This window comes from Actinomadura syzygii, from assembly GCF_008085905.1.
GTDB classification, from domain to species: domain Bacteria; phylum Actinomycetota; class Actinomycetes; order Streptosporangiales; family Streptosporangiaceae; genus Spirillospora; species Spirillospora syzygii.
The window spans coordinates 452,208-470,089 of sequence record NZ_VSFF01000001.1 but is presented as its reverse complement, the minus strand read 5'-3'; the positions used below and the strand labels follow the sequence as shown (position 1 = coordinate 470,089).

Below are 17,882 nucleotides of genomic sequence, written 5' to 3'. Positions count from 1 at the left end.
GGGGAATGATCTTGGATCGCGACGACGTCCCATGGCGCGGCTACTGGCCCGCGGCCCCCACGCCGTTCACCGCGGACGGCGCCCTCGACGAGGACGCCTGGCGTGAACTGCTCCGGCTGTACCTGCGGCAGGGCGTGCACGGCGTGCTGGTCAACGGCAGCACCGGCGAGTGGTTCAGCCAGTCCCCGGCCGAGCGCCGCCGCGTCGCCGAGATCGCCGTCGAGGTCGCCGGGCGGATCCCCGTCGTCGTCGGCGTCACCGCCTACACCGAGGACGAGGCGATCGGGCTGGCGGAGCACGCGGCCGCCACGGGGGCCGGCGGCGTGCTCGCCACCCCGCCGCCCTACGTCCACCCCGGGCCGGACGAGATCCTCGCGTTCTACGAGCGGGTCAGCTCCGCCACCGACCTGCCGTTCATGGTCTACAACTGGCCGCGCGGCGTCGCCGTCGACATCGGCGACCACCCCGGCCTGTTCGAGCGGCTCGCCGACCTGCCGAACGTCGCCGCGATCAAGGACAGCACCGGCGACTGGCTGAAGATGCTCGCCACCGTCGAGGCGGTCTCGGACCGCGTCCGCGTGTTCGGCAGCTTCCTGCACCGCCGCGGGCTCGCCGTGCTGCTCGGGCTCGGCGGCGACGGCAACATCGACGGCGGCGGGCTCGGCGCGCCGTTCGCCGTCCCCTTCTACGAGGCCGTGGCCCGGCGCGACGAGGAGGCCGCCCGCTCGTTCGTCGACCGGTACGCCGCGCTGTCGTCCCGGCTCATCAGGCCGGACTACAGCGGCGTGTTCGCGTCGCCGATCCCGCAGCTCAAGGCCGCGATGGCGGAGCTCGGGCAGCCGGGCGGGCACGTCCGCCCGCCGCTGCTGCCGGCGACCGGCGCGGCGCTCGACGGCATCCGCGCCGTGCTGGCGGAGTCCGGCCTGCGCGCCGCGCTGGAACCCGCCGGGGCGTCGTCGTGAGCGTCACCCGGATCACCGTCGACGGGGAGCCGGTGGACGCGACCGCCGGTTCCTCGCTCACCGCCGCGTTCGTCGCCGCCCGCCGCTGGCGGCTGCGCGACAACCCGGTGAGCGGCGAGCCGCGCGGCCCGTTCTGCGGCATGGGCGTGTGCTTCGAATGCGAGGTCACGGTCGACGGACGGCCGGGCGTGCGGGCGTGCCTGACCCGCGTCGTCCCCGGCATGACGGTCGAGACCGGCGCGCCGGTGGAGACCGGTCCTCCTTCCGTGGGGACGCGGCCATGACCGTGTCCCATGACGTGCTGTCCCATGGCGTGCTGTCCCGCGACGTGCTGGTCGTCGGCGGCGGTCCGGCCGGGCTGTCGGCCGCGGCCCGGCTGGCCGCCGCCGGGCTCACCGTGGCGATCGCCGACGAGCAGCCCGAGCTCGGCGGGCAGTACTTCCGCCGCCCGTCGCCCGCGGTGCTGCGCGCCCACGGCGACCACCGCCCGGAGGGCGGACGGCTCATCGCCCGCGTCCGGGAACTCGGCGTCGACTGCCTGACCGGGCACCTCGTCTGGGGCGTCGCCGACGACGGCCGCACCCTGTTCGCCACCGCGCCGGACGGCGCCGCGGTCCGGCTCCGCGCCCGCCACGTCATCGTGGCGACCGGCGCGTACGAGCGGACGCACCCGTTCCCCGGCTGGCAGCTCCCCGGCGTCACGACGCCCGGATTCGCCCAGCACCTCGCCGCCGCCGACGGAACACCGGTCGGACGGCGCGTGCTGGTCGCCGGGTCGGGCCCGTTCCTGCTGCCCGTCGCCTGCTCCCTGCTGGACGCGGGCGCCGAGGTCATCGGCGTCGCCGAGGCGGGGCACCCCTATACGCCCTCGCTCCGCGCGACCGCCGCGCTCCGGCACCCGGCGCGGCTCCGCGAGCTGGCCGGATACATGGCGCGGCTCGCGCGGGCGCGCGTCCCGATCTGGCAGGGACGGGTGGTCACCGGCGCGTCCGGCGACGACAGCGTCTCGGCCGTCACGCTCGCCGCGACCGCCGACCCGTCGCGCCCGGTCGGCACGTTCGCCGTGGACGCGGTGTGCGTCGGCTACGGGTTCCGTCCGCAGACGGAGCTGGCCCGGCTGCTCGGCTGCGAGATCCGCGCGGACGCCGCGACCGGCGACGCCGCGCCCGTCACCGACGCCTTCGGCCGGACGAGCCGTCCCGGCGTGTACGTCGTGGGCGAGGCCGCCGGGATCGGCGGCGTCCACCTGGCGCGGGCGCGCGGGCGGCTGACCGCCGCGCACATCCTCGCCGCGCGGGGCGGCGGCGACCGGCGGGAGATCGTCCGGCTCGCCGCGCGGACCCGCGCGCTCGGCCGCTTCACCGCGCTCGGCGAGGCGCTCTACCCGAGCCCCGCCGCGCTCCAGGACGCGCTGGTCAGCGCCCTTCCGGACGAGACCGTCGTGTGCCGCTGCGAGGCCGTGACCGCGTCCGACGTGCGCGCCGCCGCGACGGATCGGGCGGGCGGCGACCTGAACGCCGCCAAGTCCTGGTCGCGCGCCGGGATGGGGCCCTGCCAGGGACGTTTCTGCGGTTTCGCCGTCGCCGGGCTCGTCCGCGCGGCGCGCGGCGGGGAGCGGGGCGAGCCGGTGTTCCCGGCGCGGCAGCCCGTCCGTCCCGTGCCGGTGGAGACGCTGCTCGCGCTCGGCGAGCAGGAGCCCGAGGGGGACGCCGCGTGAGCGCGCGCACCGCGGACGCCGTGGTGATCGGCGCGGGCGTGCTCGGCGCGGCGGCGGCGTTCCACCTCGCCAGGGCCGGACACCGGGTGATCGTGGTCGACCGGGGCGCGCCGGGCCGCGAGGGGTCCGGGACGACGGCGGGCAACCTGCACGTCCAGGCCGTCCACACGCGGCGGCCCGGCCAGGAGGTCCCGCTGGACAGCGCCCGCTTCCTGCCGTTGCAGCGCGCCGCGAGCGACCGCTGGGAGAAGGTCGAGGCGGAACTGGACGCCTCGGTCGAGCTGCGCCGCAGCGGCGGCTTCACCATCGCCGAGACACCCGAACAGCGCGCCGAGCTGATCGCCAAGCACGCCTGGGAGGAGCGGGCCGGGATCGCCACCGAGGTGCTCGACGGCGACGGCGCCCGCGCGGCGCTGCCGCTGCTCGGCCCGACCGTCACGGCCGCGACCTGGTGCCCGCTCGACGGGTACGCGAACCCGCTGCTGACCACGCCCGCCTACCTCGCCGCGGCCGTCCGGCACGGCGCGCAGGTGCGGCCGTTCTCCCCGGTGCGCGCGGTGGAACGTTCCGGTTCCGGCTGGCGCGTCACCGCCGGGACCGACGCGCCGATCGAGACGCCGCGCGTGCTGGACGTCGCCGGTCCGTGGCTCGGCGAGATCGCCGCGCTGGCCGGGATCCGGCTGGCGATGACGCCCGTCGCGATCCAGATGCACGTGACCGTCCGGCTGCCGGAGACGCTGCGGCACCTCGTCCAGCACATCGGCGAGGGCCTGTCGGTCAAGCAGGTCACGGCCGGGAACCTCCTGGTCGGCGGCGGCTGGCCCGCGCGGCGCTTCGACCCGGACGGGCGCAGCCCGATCAGCGCGGCGAGCGTCCTCGGCAACATGGCGCAGGCCGCGCGGGTGCTGCCGTTCGTCCGCGAGTTGCGGCTGCTGCGCGCCTGGGCGGGCCCGCTCGCCGCCACCCCCGACGAGATGCCGGTGATCGGGGAGGTGCCGGGCGCGCCCGGCTTCCTCGTCGCGGGCGGAACCTACGCCTTCACGTTCGCCCCGCTGTGGGGCGAGACCCTGCGCTGCCTCGCCGAGGGGACGGCGCCCCCGGTGGACGTCCACGACCTCGGCCCCGACCGGCTGATCACACCGGTCTCTTTTGAGGAGGCTCGATGAGAGAGGAGAGTTCGGTGTCGACATCGACGAGCGGGCGGCGGCCCGTGGCGGAGGACGGGACGGTCTGGCTGACCGGCGGGCACGTCGTGGACGTCCTGCGCGGCACGGTCCGCCGGAACGCGAACGTCGCGGTGTCCGGCGGCCGGATCGAGGAGATCACGACGGCCGCGCCGGAGCCCGGCGCCCGCCGGATCGACCTCGGCGGCCGGTACCTGCTGCCCGGCCTGATCTCGGTGCACACGCACCTGTCGGTGACGTACCCGTTCTCCGCGACCGACGAGGCCGAGAACCCGGGCCTGACCGCGCTGCGGGCGCTGTCGCGGGCGCAGGACGCGCTGCACGCGGGCGTCACGACGATCCGCTGCGTCCACGAGCAGAACCGCGCGGACCTCCTCATCAAGGAGAGCGTCGCGCAGGGCTGGGTGGACGCGCCGCGCATCATCGGCGCGGGCCGCGCGGTGTCCACGACCGGCGGCCACGGCCACGGCTCCGCCTGCTCGTACGCCGACGGCCACGACGGGTTCCTGCGCGCGGCGCGCGAGGAGCTGGCCGCCGGAGCCGACCTGATCAAGGTGTTCATCACGGGCGGCATCGCGCACGAGGGCGAGTCGTTCACCGGCTCGCAGATGACCCTGGACGAGATGCGCGCCGTCGTCCGCGCCGCGCAGGAGCACGGCACGTACGTGACGGCGCACGCCGGGTCCGGGTCGGCGATCCGGGAGGCGCTCGCCGCCGGGGTCCGCGGCTACGAGCACGCCTACGAGCTGGACGAGGCGACCGCGAAGGAGATGGCGGACCGCCGCGTCTTCCTCACCCCGACGCTGTGCGTCACCCGCTGCCCCGACTGGATGGCCGGGCACTCGTTCAGCGAGTGGCAGATCGAGCGCGCGACGCAGGTCGGGCCCGGCCACCTCGCGAGCATCCGCCGCGCGGTCGCCGCCGGGATCGCCGACCCGCTCGACCCGGAGCGGCCCGGCATCACGATGCTCGCCGGGACCGACTACCCGCCGGGCGAGCCCATCGAGGACACCGTCGTCGCCGTCCGCGAGATGGAGTTCCTCACCGACGCGGGGCTCGACCCCGCGCAGGCGCTGCGCGCGGGCACCAGCGACGCGGCCCGGCTCGTCGGCCTCGGCGGCGAGGCGGGCGCGGTCGAGGAGGGCCTGCTCGCGGACCTGGTCGTGACCGACCGGGACCCGCTGTCGGACCTGTCCGCGCTGCGCCGCATCCCGTTCGTCATGCAGGCCGGCCGGGTCGTCCGGAACGACCTGCCCGTCCCCGGCACCTTGGGAGGAACCCAGTGAGCCCCTCGTCCCGCACCCGGCTGGCGGTCGACATCGGCGGCACGTTCGTCGACGCGATCGCCTACGACGAGGCCACCGGCGAGCTTCGCCTGCACAAGGCCCCGACCACCCCGGACGCCCCGGCGCGCGGCGTGCTCGACGCCGTCGGCGGCCTCGCGGACCGGCTGGACGACGTCGAGGCGTTCGTCCACGGCACCACGCTCGGCCTGAACGCGATCCTGCAGCGGCGCGGCGCGGACGTCGGGATCATCACCAACGCCGGTTTCCGCGACCTGCTGGAGATCGCCCGCGCGAACGTCCCCGGCCAGTACATGTACGACTTCGCGTACGCGCCGCCGCCGCCGCTCGTCCCGCGCCGGCACCGGACCGGCGTGCCCGGCCGGATCGACGCGCAGGGCTACGAGGTCGAGCCGCTCGACGAGGACGCCGTCCGCGAGGCGGGCCGCCTCCTCGTCGAGGAGCAGGGCCTGCGCTCGCTCGCCATCTGCTTCCTGCACTCCTACGCCGAGCCCGCGCACGAGCGGCGCGCCGCGCGGATCCTGCGGGACGCCTACCCGGACGTGTCGATCTCCACGTCCACCGACATCAGCCGCGAGTACCGCGAGTTCGAGCGCACCAGCACCGTCACGCTGGACGCCTACATCCGGCCGGTGCTCAGCGACTACATCGGCGCGCTGGAGGGACGCCTGTCCGCCGCCGGGCTGACCCGCCCGCTGCACATCATGCGGTCGGGCGGCGGCGCGATGACCGCCGACCTGGCCCGCCGCGCCCCGCTGATGACCGTGCTGTCCGGTCCGGCGGGCGGCGTGGTCGGCGCCTCGTTCCTGGCCCGCGAGCTGGGCCGGGACAAGCTGATCTCGTTCGACGTCGGCGGCACCAGCGTGGACTGCTGCGTGATCGAGGACGGCTCGCCCGGCGAGGTCCACGAGGCCGGGATCGACGGCTTCCCGCTGCTCATCCCGATCTTCGACATCCGGACGGTCGGCGCGGGCGGCGGCTCCATCGCCTGGGTGGACGAGGGCCTGCTCAAGGTCGGTCCGCGCAGCGCGGGCGCCGTCCCGGGCCCGGTCGCCTACGGCGCGGGCGGCACCGAGCCGACCGTGACGGACGTGGCGCTCGTCCTCGGCTACCTCGACCCGGCCGCGTTCCTCGGCGGCGACATGACCATCGACGCGGACGCGGCCCGCGCCGCCGTCGAGGAGAAGCTCGCCGGTCCGCTCGGCGTCGACGCGACGCACGCGGCGGCGAGCGTGTTCCGCGTCCTGCTGGCCCGCACGGTCGGCGCGCTCCGCGAGATCACCGTCGAGCGGGCGCTCGACCCGCGCGAGTTCGCGCTGCTCGCGTTCGGCGGGGCCGGGCCGCTGCTCGGCCCGATGCTGGCCCGCGAGATGGGCGTGACGGAGACGGTCGTCCCGCAGGTCCCGGCCGCGTTCTCCGCGTTCGGCATGCTCATGTCGGACCTGGAGTACGAGTTCGCGACGACCGTCCTCAAGGCGCTCAGCGACGCGACGCTCGCCGAGCTTGAGCCGTCGTTCGCGGACCTGGAGTCGCAGGGCGAGGAGGTGCTGTCCGTCCAGGGCGTGAAGCCCGAGGACCGGACGCTCATCCGCCGCCTCGACGTCCGCTACCACGGCCAGGAGCACACGCTCGGCATAGACCTCCGGGACGGCGACGACGCGGCCGCGATCCTGGAGCGCTTCCACGAGCAGCACCGCGCCCGGTACGGGCACGCGATGCCGGACGGCGGCCAGATCCTCACCCTGCGGGTGCGGGCGGTCGGCGTCCTGCCGAAGCCCGGCCTGCGCCGCCTCGACGGAACGGGCGAGGGCACGCCGGAGCCGGTCGGGTCGCGTCCCGCGTTCGACTTCGCCGCCGGGGAGACCGTGCCGTTCCCGGTGTACGAGCGGACGGCGCTCGCGCCCGGCCACACGCTGCCGGGCCCCGCGATCGTCGAGGAGGGCACCTCCACGACGGTGATCTTCAGTGACCAGCGCCTCGCCGTGGACGTCCACGGCCACCTGCTGGTGAGCAGCCCGGAGGCGGACCAGTGACAGGAACCCCAATGCCAAGCGAGCTGGACGGCGCGACCGTCGAGGTGATCCGCAACTACCTGGTGTCGGTCGGGGAGCAGATGCGCCGGACGCTCGTCCGCGCCGCGTTCAACCCGGTGATCTACGAGGTGCTGGACTTCGGCATCTCGATCTACGACGGCGACCTCGAACTGATGGCGGAGGCCGCCGGGATCACCTCGTTCCTCGGCGCGAACGACCACGCGATCGTCAAGGGCGTCGAGTACGTGGGCAAGGAGAACCTCGCGCCGGGCGACGTGTACCTGCTCAACTACCCGTACTGGTCCGGCGCGCACTCCTACGACGCGATGCTGTTCGCCCCGGTGTTCCGGGACGGCGGCGAAGCCCCGTCGGCGTACCTGGCCGTCCGGGCGCACTGGATGGACCTCGGCGCGAAGGCGCCCGGATACGTCCTCGACTCGACCGACATGCACCAGGAAGGGCTGATCTTCCCGGGCACGCGGATCGTCCACAAGGGCGAGGTCGTCCGGGACATCGTCGAGCTGATCCGCTTCAACTCGCGCCTCCCCGACCTCACGATCGGCGACTTCCATGCGCAGCTCGCCTCGCTCCGCACCGGGGAGAACCGGCTCGCGCAGGTGTGGGAGAAGTTCGGCGGCGAGACCGTCGACCAGGCCGTCAAGCAGATCATCGAGCACGGCGAGCGCGTCGCGCGCAAGGCCGTCGCCGCCCTCCCGGACGGCACCTGGACGGCCGCCGACTACTGCGACGACGACGGCATCACCGACGACCTCATCCGCATGGAGGTCAAGGTCACGATCGACGGCGACCGGATGGAGGTCGACTTCAACGGCTCCGACGGCGCCGTCCTCGGCCCGGTGAACCTGCCGATCGGCGCGACGGAGAGCCTCGCCAAGTCGACGTTCAAGGAGCTGACGACCCCGGACGAGCCGTCCAACGCGGGCCACTACCGGGCCCTCGCCATCACGGCCGACCCGGGCAACTTCTTCCACGCCCAGTACCCGGTCGCGACGTTCACGCAGTGGAGCGGCATCGTCGCGTTCGAGCTGATCCACAAGGCGCTCGCCGGGGTGCTCGACTCGATCCCGGCGTCCTCCGGCGGGGACGAGCCCGGCTTCATGGCGCTCGGCCACGACCCGCGCACCGACGAGGACTTCGTCATCAGCAACAACGAGGGCATCGGCTGGGGCGCGCGGCGCGACCGGGACGGCGCGAACGCGCAGCAGCACCCGTCGCAGAGCGTCGTCCGGAACACGCCGATCGAGGTGCTGGAGCACAAGTCGACCGTGTTCCACGAGCGCCTCGAACTGATCCCGGACTCCGGCGGGGCCGGGACGTTCCGCGGCGGCGTCGGCGTCCTGCGCGAGGTCCGCTACCTCGCGGACGGCGAGGTCCTGTCGATGAAGAAGAAGAGCAAGACCAGGCCGTGGGCGCTGGAGGGCGGCCACGAGCCCGAGCCGAGCGGCATGACGCTGTGGCCCGGCACCGACCGCGAGAAGCGCGTCGGCATGTACCGGGCCGCGATGCGGGCGGGCGACCGGTTCGTCAACCGCACCGCGGGCGGCGGCGGCTTCGGCGACCCGCTGGACCGCGACCCGGCCGCCGTCGTCGCCGACGTCCTCGACGGCTACGTCACCGCCGCGGCCGCCGAACGCGACTACGGCCTGGTCGTCGCCCCCGACGGCTCCCACACCGAGACCCCCGCCAGGGCCGAGCGCCGCCGCGTCCGCGACGGCGCCGAACGGCACGACACCTGACCCGTCCGCCCCCGGACACGTCCACGATTAGGAGACGACCGTGCTCCACGACACATCGGCCAAGAGGACCAGGTGGTTCCCCGGCCCACGGCCGGCCCGGCTGACCGCGGTGCTCGTCGCGGCGGCGCTCGCCGCCGCGGCCTGCGGCGGATCGAGCGGCGGAGGCTCAGGCGAGCGGGCGCAGACGCTCATCGTCGCCGAGAACGAGCCGCCCGCGACGTTCGACCCGGCGCAGGCCGACAACTCCACGGTGGACGAGGTCGTCCGCCCCGCCTACGACACGCTCGTCAAGTACGGCGCGGACAACAAGATCGAGCCCAGCCTCGCGACCGAGTGGAAGGTGGCCGCCGACGGCAAGTCCATCGACCTGACGCTGCGCGGCGACGTCACCTTCCACGACGGCGCGAAGCTCACCGCGGCGGACGTCCAGTACAGCCTGGACCGCATCAAGAAGCTGAAGGTGGGCGTCGCGTCCCTCATCAGCACCTACGACTCGTCGAAGGTGCTCGACGACACGCACCTCACCATCACGATGAGCCGGGCCTACGCGCCGATGGTCGCCGCGCTGACCCGCGTCTACATCCTGAACTCCAAGCTGGTCGAGACGAACAAGGGCAGCGACGACGGGCAGAAGTGGCTCGCCACGGCGGACGCGGGCTCCGGCCCGTACAAGCTGACCGGGTACACGGCCAACCAGGAGGCGAAGTACGCGCAGTACGGCAAGTACTGGGGCGGCTTCAACGGGCAGGCGAAGAACGTCGTCTTCCGGTACCTGCCGCAGGCCGCGACGCAGAAGAGCGCCCTGCTCGCCGGTGACGTCGACATCGCGATGGACATCGACCCCAACGACTGGGCGTCCTTCGAGGGCAACGGCGGCTACAAGGTCGACAAGGCGGACACGAACGTCCAGCTCTACGTGTTCTTCAAGATGAAGGGCTCGCAGGTCGAGAACAAGGCGCTGCGCGAGGCGATCGGGTCGGCGTACCAGTACGACCAGCACATCTCGTCCATCCTCAAGGGGGCCGGGAAGAAGGCGGTCGGCGTGGTGCCGTCCACCATGCAGTGCTTCGACGCCGCGACGCCGCAGCCCGGCTACGACGTGGCGAAGGCGAAGAGCGCCCTCCAGGCGGCGGGCCTGTCGAACGTCTCGCTGACGATGACGTACCTGAAGGCGACGGCCGAGATGGAGCAGGCGGCGACGCTGTTCCAGTCCGACCTGTCGAAGATCGGCGTGAAGCTGAAGCTGGAGGCCATCACCTACCCCGAGTACGTGCAGCGGCTGAAGACGAACAAGACCACGCCGGACCTCGGCATGATCTACGCCTTCCCGCCGAACCCCGACCCGGACTCGGTGCTGTACCAGCTGTTCGACTCCCGGTTCATCAACAACGGGCAGAACAACGGCGGCTACGACAACCCGAAGGTCGACGAGCTGGTCGAGAAGGCCCAGACGGTCACCGACGAGAACGAGCGGTGCGGCCTGTACAAGCAGGCGCAGACGCTCATCGCCGGTGACGTCGCGTCGGTCAACATGTCCAACCCGCAGTACGTGACCGTCCTGCGCAAGGGCGTGGAGGGCTACGCCTACCAGCCGTCCCACCACCAGACCGTCGACGTCTACGGCGTCAAGGTCGGCTGACGAGGGGAGGCACGGCAATGGCGCGTTTCCTGCTCAGACGGCTCGTCACCAGCGTCGTCGTGCTGTTCGGCCTGGGCGTCGTCACGTTCCTGATGTCCCAGGTGCTGCCCGGGGACCCGGCGCGGGCCGCGGCGGGACGCAACGCGACCGCCGAGCAGGTCGCCGCGGTCTCCGCGCGGCTCGGGCTCGACAAGCCCGTGTGGGAGCAGTTCCCGGCCTACCTCGGGAACCTCCTGCACGGCGACCTCGGCACGTCGGTGTTCACCCAGCGTCCGGTGCTGAGCGACATCGGCGACGCGCTGCCGTCGTCGCTGGAGCTGGTCCTCGCCGCGATGCTGATCAACGTGGCGATCGCGGTGCCGCTCGGCGTGTACGCCGCCTACCGGCGGGGCCGCGCCGCCGACGTCGCGGCCCGGCTGATCGTGCTGTTCGGCGCGGGCGTCCCGGTGTTCTGGCTGGGGCTGATGCTCCAGCTCGTGTTCGCCGACCGGCTCGGCGCGCTGCCGCTCACCGGGCAGCTCGGGTTCGGCCGGGAGGTGCCGTCCATCACCGGCATGACCTCGGTGGACGCCCTGCTCAGCGGCGACCCGGCGGCGTTCTCGGACGCCGTGTCGCACCTGGTCCTGCCCGCGGTGACGCTCGCGGCGGCGTTCGTCGCGGTCGTCGCCCGGACGGTCCGGTCGTCGATGATCAGCGTGCTGGACTCGGACTACATCACGCTCGCCCGCGCGACCGGGGCGTCGGAGTGGCGGGTGGTGATCAGGCACGGGCTGCGGAACGCGCTCGTCCCGGTCAGCACCATCCTCGGCATGCAGCTCGGCTGGATGCTCGGCTCCACCGTCCTGGTCGAGTCGGTGTTCGGACGGCGGGGGATCGGGGCGTACGCGGTCAACGCGGTCCTGCAGAACGACCTGTACGCGGTGATCGGCACCGTCCTCGTGATCGGAGTGGTGTTCGTGCTGGCCAACATCGTCGTGGACGTCGTCCAGCTCTGGCTCAACCCGAGGCTCCGGCAGCCCGGCGGGTCGCGCGCATCGGCCGCCCCGGCGGCGGAGCCCGTCGAGCCGGGCGTCGTGGAAGGGGCGGCGACGTGAAGACCGCTGTCGCGGACACGGTGGAGCGCGGCCCGGCCGTGCCTCGGCGGCGGCGGTTCGCGCCCGCCGGGCGCGCCTCGATCGTCGACCGGGTAGCTTTGGCGATCGCGGGCCTGATGGTGCTGATCGCGCTGGTCGGACCGCTGCTTGCGCCGCACGACCCGTACTCGGTGAACCTCGGTCAGGCGCTGCACGCGCCGTCCGCCGACCACTGGTTCGGGACGGACGCGAACGGCCGCGACATCTTCAGCCGCGTCCTGTACGGGGCGCGGGTGTCGCTGCTCGCGACCGTGATCGTGATCGCCGTCGCGACCCTGATCGGCACGATCGTCGGGACGCTCGCCGCGCTCGGCGGCCGCGTCGCCGACGAGGTCCTGATGCGGATCTGCGACATCGGCCTGTCGCTGCCCGCGATCATCCTGGCGCTCGGCCTCGCCGCCGCGCTCGGCCCCGGCCTGCGCTCGGCGGTGATCGCGCTGTGCCTCACCTGGTGGCCGGGGTACGCGCGGCTCGTCCGGACGCTCGTCCGCGACGTCCGGGACGCCGAGTACGTCGAGGCCGCCCGCACGCTCGGGGTGTCGACGCCGCGCCTGGTGTTCCGGCACGTGCTGCCGAACTCGCTCGACACCCTCTACGTGCAGACGACGCTGGACGTGTCGGCGGTCATGCTCGTGATCTCCGGGCTGTCGTTCGTCGGGGTCGGCGCGCAGGTGCCGTCCGCCGAATGGGGCGCGATGATCGCGGGCGCGGCCGGGAACCTGACGAACGGCTGGTGGGCGGTCGTCTTCCCGGGCCTGGCGATCATGCTCACCGCGGTCTCGTTCAACCTCGTGGGGGACTGGCTGCGCGTCCGCAACGACCCGACGCTGCGAGGGAGGCGGTCATGACCCCGCTGCTGGAGCTGGACGACCTGCGCGCCTCCTTCCCCGGACCGGACGGCCCGGTCGAGGTGCTGCGCGGGGTGACGATGTCGGTCGCGGCCGGGGAGAAGGTCGCGCTGGTCGGGGAGTCGGGATCGGGCAAGTCGGTGACGGCGCGGGCCGTGCTGCGGCTCGACCGCGACGCCTCGTTGTCGGGGCGCGTCCTTCTCGACGGCAAGGACGTCCTCGGGCTTTCCGAGCGGGCGATGCGGGATGTTCGCGGCGCCCGGATCGGGCTCGTCTTCCAGGACCCGCTCGCGTCCCTCAACCCGGTGATGACGATCGGCTGGCAGATCATGCAGCCGCTCCTCATCCGCGGCGTGAAGAAGAAGGAGGCGCGGCGGCGCGGCGTCGAACTGCTCGGCCGCCTCGGCGTCCGCGACGCTGACCGGCGCTTCGACGACTACCCGCACCAGTTCTCCGGCGGGATGCGTCAGCGTGTGGTCATCGCCATCGCGGTGATCGCCGAGCCCGCGCTGCTGATCGCGGACGAGCCGACGACCGCGCTGGACGTCCGCGTCCAGGCGCAGGTGCTCACGCTGCTGCGCGAACTGGCGGCGGAACGGTCGATGTCGGTGCTGCTCATCACCCACGACCTGGGGATCGTGGCGGGCTTCGCCGACCGCGTCGTCGTCATGCGCCACGGCGCGCCCGTCGAACAGGGCGTGGTGGACGACATCTACGCCCGTCCGCAACACCCGTACACACGCGGCCTCCTCGCCTCGGTGCCCCGAATAGACGACGACCCGTCCCGCCGCCTGAGCACCGTCGACGAGGCTGCGTTGGAGGGGGAGGTCCGATGACCGCAGCGAAGCGAGGATCATCGGCCCTCCGGCCGGGGGGTCTGGGGGTCCGCCCCCAGGAAGGGAACGCCCTATGACTGCTGTTACCGGGGTCAGTGCGCTGAGCGTGCGGAACCTTGTGAAGAGTTTCGGGGGACGTCCCGTCGTGAAGGGGGTCTCGTTCGACCTGGCGCCGGGCGAGGTGCTCGGGCTGGTCGGCGAGTCGGGCTCCGGCAAGTCGACCGTCGCGCGCTGCGTCGCGCGGCTGACCAAGCCCGACTCCGGCGAGATCCGGCTCGGCGGACGGGACGTTCTCGGCGCGTCCCGGCGCGAGCTGCGCACCCTCCGCCGCGACATGCAGATGGTCTTCCAGGACCCGTACTCGTCCCTCAACCCGCGCATGACGGCGGGCGCGCTGATCGAGGAGGGCCTGCTCGTCCACGGCATCGAGCCGGACCGCCGCAAGCGGCGCGACCGGGCCACCGCCCTGCTGGAGACGGTCGGGTTGTCCGCCGCCGACGCGGACCGGCACCCGCGCTCGTTCTCCGGCGGCCAGCGGCAGCGCATCGCCATCGCCCGCGCTCTCGCCGTCGAGCCGAAGGTGCTGATCTGCGACGAGGTCGTGTCGTCCCTGGACGTGTCCGTCCAGGCGCAGGTGCTGAACCTCTTCCGCGACCTGCGCGAACGGCTCGACCTGTCCATCCTGTTCATCGCGCACGACCTCGCCGTCGTGCACTACCTGTGCGACCGGGTCGCGGTGCTCGACCAGGGCTCGCTGGTCGAGATCGGTCCCTGCGGAGAGATCTACCGGCGGCCCGCCCACCCCTACACGCGCTCGCTGCTGGACGCCGTCCCGGTCCCCGACCCGGCGGCCGAACGAGCCCGGCAAGCGGTCTGACGAGTCGTCTGAATAGGAAAGGCACCATGGAGAACCTGCGGATGTTCGTGAACGGGCAGGCCATGTCCGGCGGCTCGCTGAACGGGGCGCTGAGCGGCGCCGAGTTCCTCGGCCCGGCGGAGACGGCGCCCCGGTACCGGTTCTACTCCGTCCGGGACGAGTTCCCGGGGCTGCACCCGGTGCCGTCCGGCGGACGGTCCGTGCCCGGCGAGCTGTACGCCGTCACCTACGAGATCCTGCGCGACCACCTGCTGCCCGGCGAGCCGCCCGAGCTGGAGTTGGGCGTGATCGAACTCGCGGACGGCTCCGGCACGCTCTGCATGCGGATGCGCGCCGAGTCGCTCACCCTGCCCGGCGTGACGGACATCAGCGACGCGGGCGGCTGGCGCGCCCACCTGGCGGCGCGGTGACCGCCGACGTCGTCGTCCGAGGCGGGACGGTCGTCGAGGCGCACTGGTCGGGCCCCGCCGACGTCGTGATCACGGACGGCCGCGTCACCGCGCTGGCCGCGCCCGGCACCGCCCCGCCCGCCGAGACCGTCATCGACGCGACCGGCCGCCTGGTCATGCCCGGCGGAGTCGACCCGCACTGCCACGTCGGCTTCACGTCCGGCGAGTTCACCTCCCTGGACGACTACCTCCAGTGCACGACCGCGGCCGTCTTCGGCGGCACGACCACCATCGTCGACTTCGCGATCCCCCGCCCCGGCGAGAACCCGGCCGACGTCGCCTACGCGCAACGCGCGAAAGCCACCCAGGGCCTCTGCGACAGCGCCCTGCACGCCTGCGTGGTCGAGTGGGACGAAACCGTCCCCGACCAACTCGCCGCCCTGGTCAACGACGGAATCTCCACCGTCAAGATGTTCACCACCTACCGCGGCGAGACGATGGCCGACGAGGACACCGTCCTCCGCACCATGACGACCCTCGCCGGACTCGGCGGAATGGTCGTCATCCACTGCGAGGCCGACCACATAGTCGGCGACGCCCAATGCCGCTGCGCCAACACCAACCGAATCGACGCGGCGAACATGGCCGCAACCCGCCCCGACCTAGCCGAAACAGCCTCGGTAGCCGAAATCCTGGCCATCGCCGAAGCGGTAGACGCCCCGGTGTATTTCGTCCACCAATCAACAGCCGAGGCCGTAGAACTGGTAGCCGCCGCCCGCCGCCGAGGCGTACGCGCCTACAGCGAAACAGTGGCGCACCACCTGATCCTGGACGACTCCGCCTACAACGGCACCCACCCCGAACGCTACGTCTGCTGCCCGCCCCTACGCTCGTCCGCCCAGGTCAAGGCGCTAGGCCGTCACCTGTTCACCGGCGAGGTGACAACAATCGGCAGCGACCACTGCTGCTACGACACGGCCCAGAAGGAATCCCGCGCCACCGACGTCCGCGCCATGCCGAACGGCCTCCCCGGCGTAGAAACCCGCCTCCCAGTCATCTTCTCCGAATACGTAGTAGGCCAGGGTCTCCCCGCAACCCGCTTCGTGGAACTGACGTCCACAAACCCAGCTCGCACAAACGGCCTCTATCCCCGCAAGGGTACCCTCCTCCCCGGCGCCGACGCGGACATAGCCATCTGGAACCCGACAACAGAATGGCAAATAACGTCCGCCGACCTACACATGGCCACCGACTACACCCCCTACGAGGGAATGCAAATAACAGGCCGCCCAGAAACCGTCCTAGTACACGGCCGAGTAGTAGTCAAAAACAACACCCTCCAAGACCCAACCCCCCAAGGTCGCCACCTCAAAGCCGGACCCGTCGTCTAGGGACGCGCTCAGTCGCGCGCTATTCGGCGGGCGCGACCCGAGGGCCGTCCGGGCCGCTGGAACGATGAGGCCACTTCGCGGAGTCGTCCCGACGCAGCCGCGAGACCTCTTCCATGCGGTCACCAGGGATGATGACCTGCGTGACGTCCACGGCCTTCTCGTCCTTGGCGCTATAGCTGATGCGGACGACCTCCCAAACGGGCAGTTCGGCCGGGATGAGCAACAGCTTGGCCTCATCAACGGTCGGCATCCGCACACGCCGACGCTCAAGCCATTCCAATGGACCATGACCCCTGGATTCAATGGCGTCGATCCAAGCTCCCGGCCCCGTGCCATAAGGCTCTTTGACTTCTGGAACCTCATCGGAGATGCGCGGATGTATCCAGGAGGTCGAGATCTGAAAGGCCGGCTCGCCCTCTGGCCCCGTCACACGCAAGCGCCTCACGACCATCTCCCCGACCGGCACGTTCAGCAGATGGGCAAGCCGAGCGTCTTCGATGGGGGCTTTGCGGGCATCGGGCTTGACGTGATGAGTCCAGATCTCGTTGCCCATGGCGGCTGGAAAGCTGTAGCCGCCCGCGAACTCGTCTCCGTCCCGCCGATGCCTGGTGTTCCGCTTGACGAGATCGGTGCGCATGACGGTCTTGCGGTGCTTGGGACGGACGACCGTCCCGCGACGGGGCACTGAGACCAGACGACCCTGCTTCGCGAGCTTCCCGACCGCGCGAGCCACCGCGTTGCGGCTGGCGGCGTAGTGCTCGGCAAGCTTCTCCATCGGCGGCAGAGTGTCGCCCGACTGCCACTCACCTGCGTCAATGCGCCGCAGCAGGTCGTCAGCGATCTCGTTGTACCGCGCTGACCCCACGCGCTCATCTCCTCTTGTCGGGCCGATTTGTTGAAACTTATTGACGGGCACCGCAGTCTATCGGCACCATGAAGCCGGGCTGATTTGTTGAAACAAATCAGCCCGGAAGCTCCCGCTTGCCGACCTTGGAGACGTACCCGCAATGTCAGATATGACCCGTAAGACCGGCCGTCTGGAGACGGCAGCTCGGATGCTTCCGGGTGCTGATCCGACGGCGCGGGGCGGCCCCATGCCAGATGTTAGAGCTGACGCGCTGAGCGAGTTGGCGGTGCAGCTCGGACGGCGTGGATGCCGGGCACAGGTGCACGAGAACACACTCCGAGTGGCGCTGGGGACGCGGGGCGAGCGAGTCGTCATCTGTGCTGGACGCCGGTTCCGGTGGGGCGGCGAGCGCGGCCACGTCCTGGGCGAGGTGGGAGCCGAGTCGGTGGCCGCGGAGCGGACGCTGATCGTCTTGAAGCAGATCGCGCGGTGACCGGGATGAGCGGCCGCATGGTGAGCACGTCCAGGGGATTCGCCGGAGCGCTGGACACCACGTTCCTCGCCGCGCCAACGGCTCCGGCGCAGGTTCGGATGCTGGTGGAACTGCGGCTCGCGGACTGGGGACTGTCGCGGCTCAGGGACGACCTGACGCTCATCGCCAGCGAGTTGGTGACCAACGCGCTGCGCTGGGGAGGCGACCAGGAGATTCGGGTGAGGCTGGCGCTGGAGCCCCGGCGGGTGCTGCTGGCGGTGTGGGACTCCTCCGATGACAGGCCGGTCGCCAAGCGGGCGCTGGCAACGAGTGCCGACGACGTGACCCCGGACGCCGAGGCGCTGGACCCGGGGGCCACGACGAATGCGTCGGCGGACGCGGGCTGCCGATGGTGGAGGCGCTCGCCTCTTCATGCGGGGTGACCGAAAGCGAACCGTCCGGGAAATGGGTATGGGCGTACGTCGCATTCTGA

Annotated in this window: 17 protein-coding genes; 16 read left to right on the top strand and 1 reads right to left on the bottom strand. The window is 72.3% G+C overall.

The window, feature by feature from the left end:
* Positions 1 to 5 precede the first annotated feature (5 nt).
* The 14 genes from FXF65_RS02355 (at position 6) to hydA (ending at position 16,070) form a co-directional block, all read left to right on the top strand.
* A complete protein-coding gene (locus FXF65_RS02355) occupies positions 6 to 962 on the top strand; it encodes a dihydrodipicolinate synthase family protein (RefSeq protein WP_222868327.1) in 957 nt (318 codons plus the stop codon).
* The gene (locus tag FXF65_RS02350; RefSeq protein ID WP_148347986.1) at positions 959 to 1,246 is read left to right on the top strand and encodes a (2Fe-2S)-binding protein; all 288 of its coding nucleotides are present in this window, start codon (positions 959 to 961) and stop codon (positions 1,244 to 1,246) included. The genes FXF65_RS02355 and FXF65_RS02350 overlap by 4 nt, the downstream gene beginning before the upstream one ends.
* A complete protein-coding gene (locus FXF65_RS02345; protein ID WP_187412038.1) occupies positions 1,243 to 2,679 on the top strand; it encodes an FAD/NAD(P)-dependent oxidoreductase in 1,437 nt (478 codons plus the stop codon). The genes FXF65_RS02350 and FXF65_RS02345 overlap by 4 nt, the downstream gene beginning before the upstream one ends.
* Positions 2,676 to 3,845, top strand: coding sequence for an NAD(P)/FAD-dependent oxidoreductase (locus FXF65_RS02340; RefSeq protein WP_222868326.1), 1,170 nt, complete (start codon positions 2,676 to 2,678; stop codon positions 3,843 to 3,845). The genes FXF65_RS02345 and FXF65_RS02340 overlap by 4 nt, the downstream gene beginning before the upstream one ends.
* On the top strand, positions 3,842 to 5,149 hold the full coding sequence (locus tag FXF65_RS02335) for an amidohydrolase family protein (protein WP_148347982.1): 1,308 nt from the start codon (positions 3,842 to 3,844) through the stop codon (positions 5,147 to 5,149). Before FXF65_RS02340 ends, FXF65_RS02335 begins: the two co-directional genes overlap by 4 nt.
* Positions 5,146 to 7,200 carry a hydantoinase/oxoprolinase family protein gene (locus FXF65_RS02330; RefSeq protein ID WP_148347980.1) on the top strand — a complete coding sequence of 685 codons (2,055 nt, stop codon included), beginning with the start codon at positions 5,146 to 5,148 and terminating at the stop codon, positions 7,198 to 7,200. The genes FXF65_RS02335 and FXF65_RS02330 overlap by 4 nt, the downstream gene beginning before the upstream one ends.
* Before the next feature lie 11 nt (positions 7,201 to 7,211).
* Complete coding sequence (locus FXF65_RS02325; protein ID WP_148347978.1) at positions 7,212 to 8,957, top strand: hydantoinase B/oxoprolinase family protein; 1,746 nt, start codon at positions 7,212 to 7,214, stop codon at positions 8,955 to 8,957.
* A 40-nt stretch (positions 8,958 to 8,997) separates the two neighbouring features.
* Positions 8,998 to 10,596, top strand: a complete 1,599-nt coding sequence (locus tag FXF65_RS02320) for an ABC transporter substrate-binding protein (protein WP_148347976.1) — start codon at positions 8,998 to 9,000, stop codon at positions 10,594 to 10,596.
* A 17-nt stretch (positions 10,597 to 10,613) separates the two neighbouring features.
* Entirely contained in the window at positions 10,614 to 11,690 is a 1,077-nt protein-coding gene (locus FXF65_RS02315) for an ABC transporter permease (RefSeq protein ID WP_148347975.1), read from the top strand.
* Positions 11,687 to 12,577: an ABC transporter permease gene (locus tag FXF65_RS02310; RefSeq protein WP_148347973.1), complete on the top strand. Its 891-nt coding sequence runs from the start codon at positions 11,687 to 11,689 to the stop codon at positions 12,575 to 12,577. Before FXF65_RS02315 ends, FXF65_RS02310 begins: the two co-directional genes overlap by 4 nt.
* On the top strand, positions 12,574 to 13,413 hold the full coding sequence (locus FXF65_RS02305; RefSeq protein WP_148347971.1) for an ABC transporter ATP-binding protein: 840 nt from the start codon (positions 12,574 to 12,576) through the stop codon (positions 13,411 to 13,413). The genes FXF65_RS02310 and FXF65_RS02305 overlap by 4 nt, the downstream gene beginning before the upstream one ends.
* A 73-nt stretch (positions 13,414 to 13,486) precedes the next feature.
* A complete protein-coding gene (locus FXF65_RS02300) occupies positions 13,487 to 14,290 on the top strand; it encodes an ATP-binding cassette domain-containing protein (RefSeq protein ID WP_148348337.1) in 804 nt (267 codons plus the stop codon).
* A gap of 26 nt (positions 14,291 to 14,316) precedes the next feature.
* On the top strand, positions 14,317 to 14,700 hold the full coding sequence (locus tag FXF65_RS02295) for an allophanate hydrolase-related protein (protein ID WP_148347969.1): 384 nt from the start codon (positions 14,317 to 14,319) through the stop codon (positions 14,698 to 14,700).
* The gene (hydA, locus tag FXF65_RS02290; protein WP_148347967.1) at positions 14,697 to 16,070 is read left to right on the top strand and encodes a dihydropyrimidinase; all 1,374 of its coding nucleotides are present in this window, start codon (positions 14,697 to 14,699) and stop codon (positions 16,068 to 16,070) included. The genes FXF65_RS02295 and hydA overlap by 4 nt, the downstream gene beginning before the upstream one ends.
* A 19-nt stretch (positions 16,071 to 16,089) precedes the next feature.
* On the opposite strand, the gene FXF65_RS02285 is transcribed toward hydA, so the two are convergent.
* Entirely contained in the window at positions 16,090 to 16,935 is an 846-nt protein-coding gene (locus tag FXF65_RS02285; protein WP_148347965.1) for a GntR family transcriptional regulator, read from the bottom strand.
* A gap of 301 nt (positions 16,936 to 17,236) precedes the next feature.
* Here FXF65_RS02285 and FXF65_RS43440 point away from each other — a divergent pair, with 301 nt between their 5' ends.
* Positions 17,237 to 17,410 (top strand): hypothetical protein, encoded by a 174-nt coding sequence (locus tag FXF65_RS43440; protein ID WP_187412036.1) that lies wholly within the window; start codon positions 17,237 to 17,239, stop codon positions 17,408 to 17,410.
* A 5-nt stretch (positions 17,411 to 17,415) separates the two neighbouring features.
* Complete coding sequence (locus tag FXF65_RS02280) at positions 17,416 to 17,832, top strand: ATP-binding protein (protein ID WP_148347964.1); 417 nt, start codon at positions 17,416 to 17,418, stop codon at positions 17,830 to 17,832.
* Positions 17,833 to 17,882: the final 50 nt, after the last annotated feature.

Coding starts and splice junctions, on each gene's coding strand:
- FXF65_RS02355 (WP_222868327.1), top strand. CDS start 6: ATGATCTTGGATCGCGACGACGTCCCATGGCGCGGCTACTGGCCCGCG.
- FXF65_RS02345 (WP_187412038.1), top strand. CDS start 1,243: ATGACCGTGTCCCATGACGTGCTGTCCCATGGCGTGCTGTCCCGCGAC.
- FXF65_RS02335 (WP_148347982.1), top strand. CDS start 3,842: ATGAGAGAGGAGAGTTCGGTGTCGACATCGACGAGCGGGCGGCGGCCC.
- FXF65_RS02325 (WP_148347978.1), top strand. CDS start 7,212: ATGCCAAGCGAGCTGGACGGCGCGACCGTCGAGGTGATCCGCAACTAC.
- FXF65_RS02315 (WP_148347975.1), top strand. CDS start 10,614: ATGGCGCGTTTCCTGCTCAGACGGCTCGTCACCAGCGTCGTCGTGCTG.
- FXF65_RS02305 (WP_148347971.1), top strand. CDS start 12,574: ATGACCCCGCTGCTGGAGCTGGACGACCTGCGCGCCTCCTTCCCCGGA.
- FXF65_RS02300 (WP_148348337.1), top strand. CDS start 13,487: ATGACTGCTGTTACCGGGGTCAGTGCGCTGAGCGTGCGGAACCTTGTG.
- FXF65_RS02295 (WP_148347969.1), top strand. CDS start 14,317: ATGGAGAACCTGCGGATGTTCGTGAACGGGCAGGCCATGTCCGGCGGC.
- FXF65_RS02280 (WP_148347964.1), top strand. CDS start 17,416: ATGAGCGGCCGCATGGTGAGCACGTCCAGGGGATTCGCCGGAGCGCTG.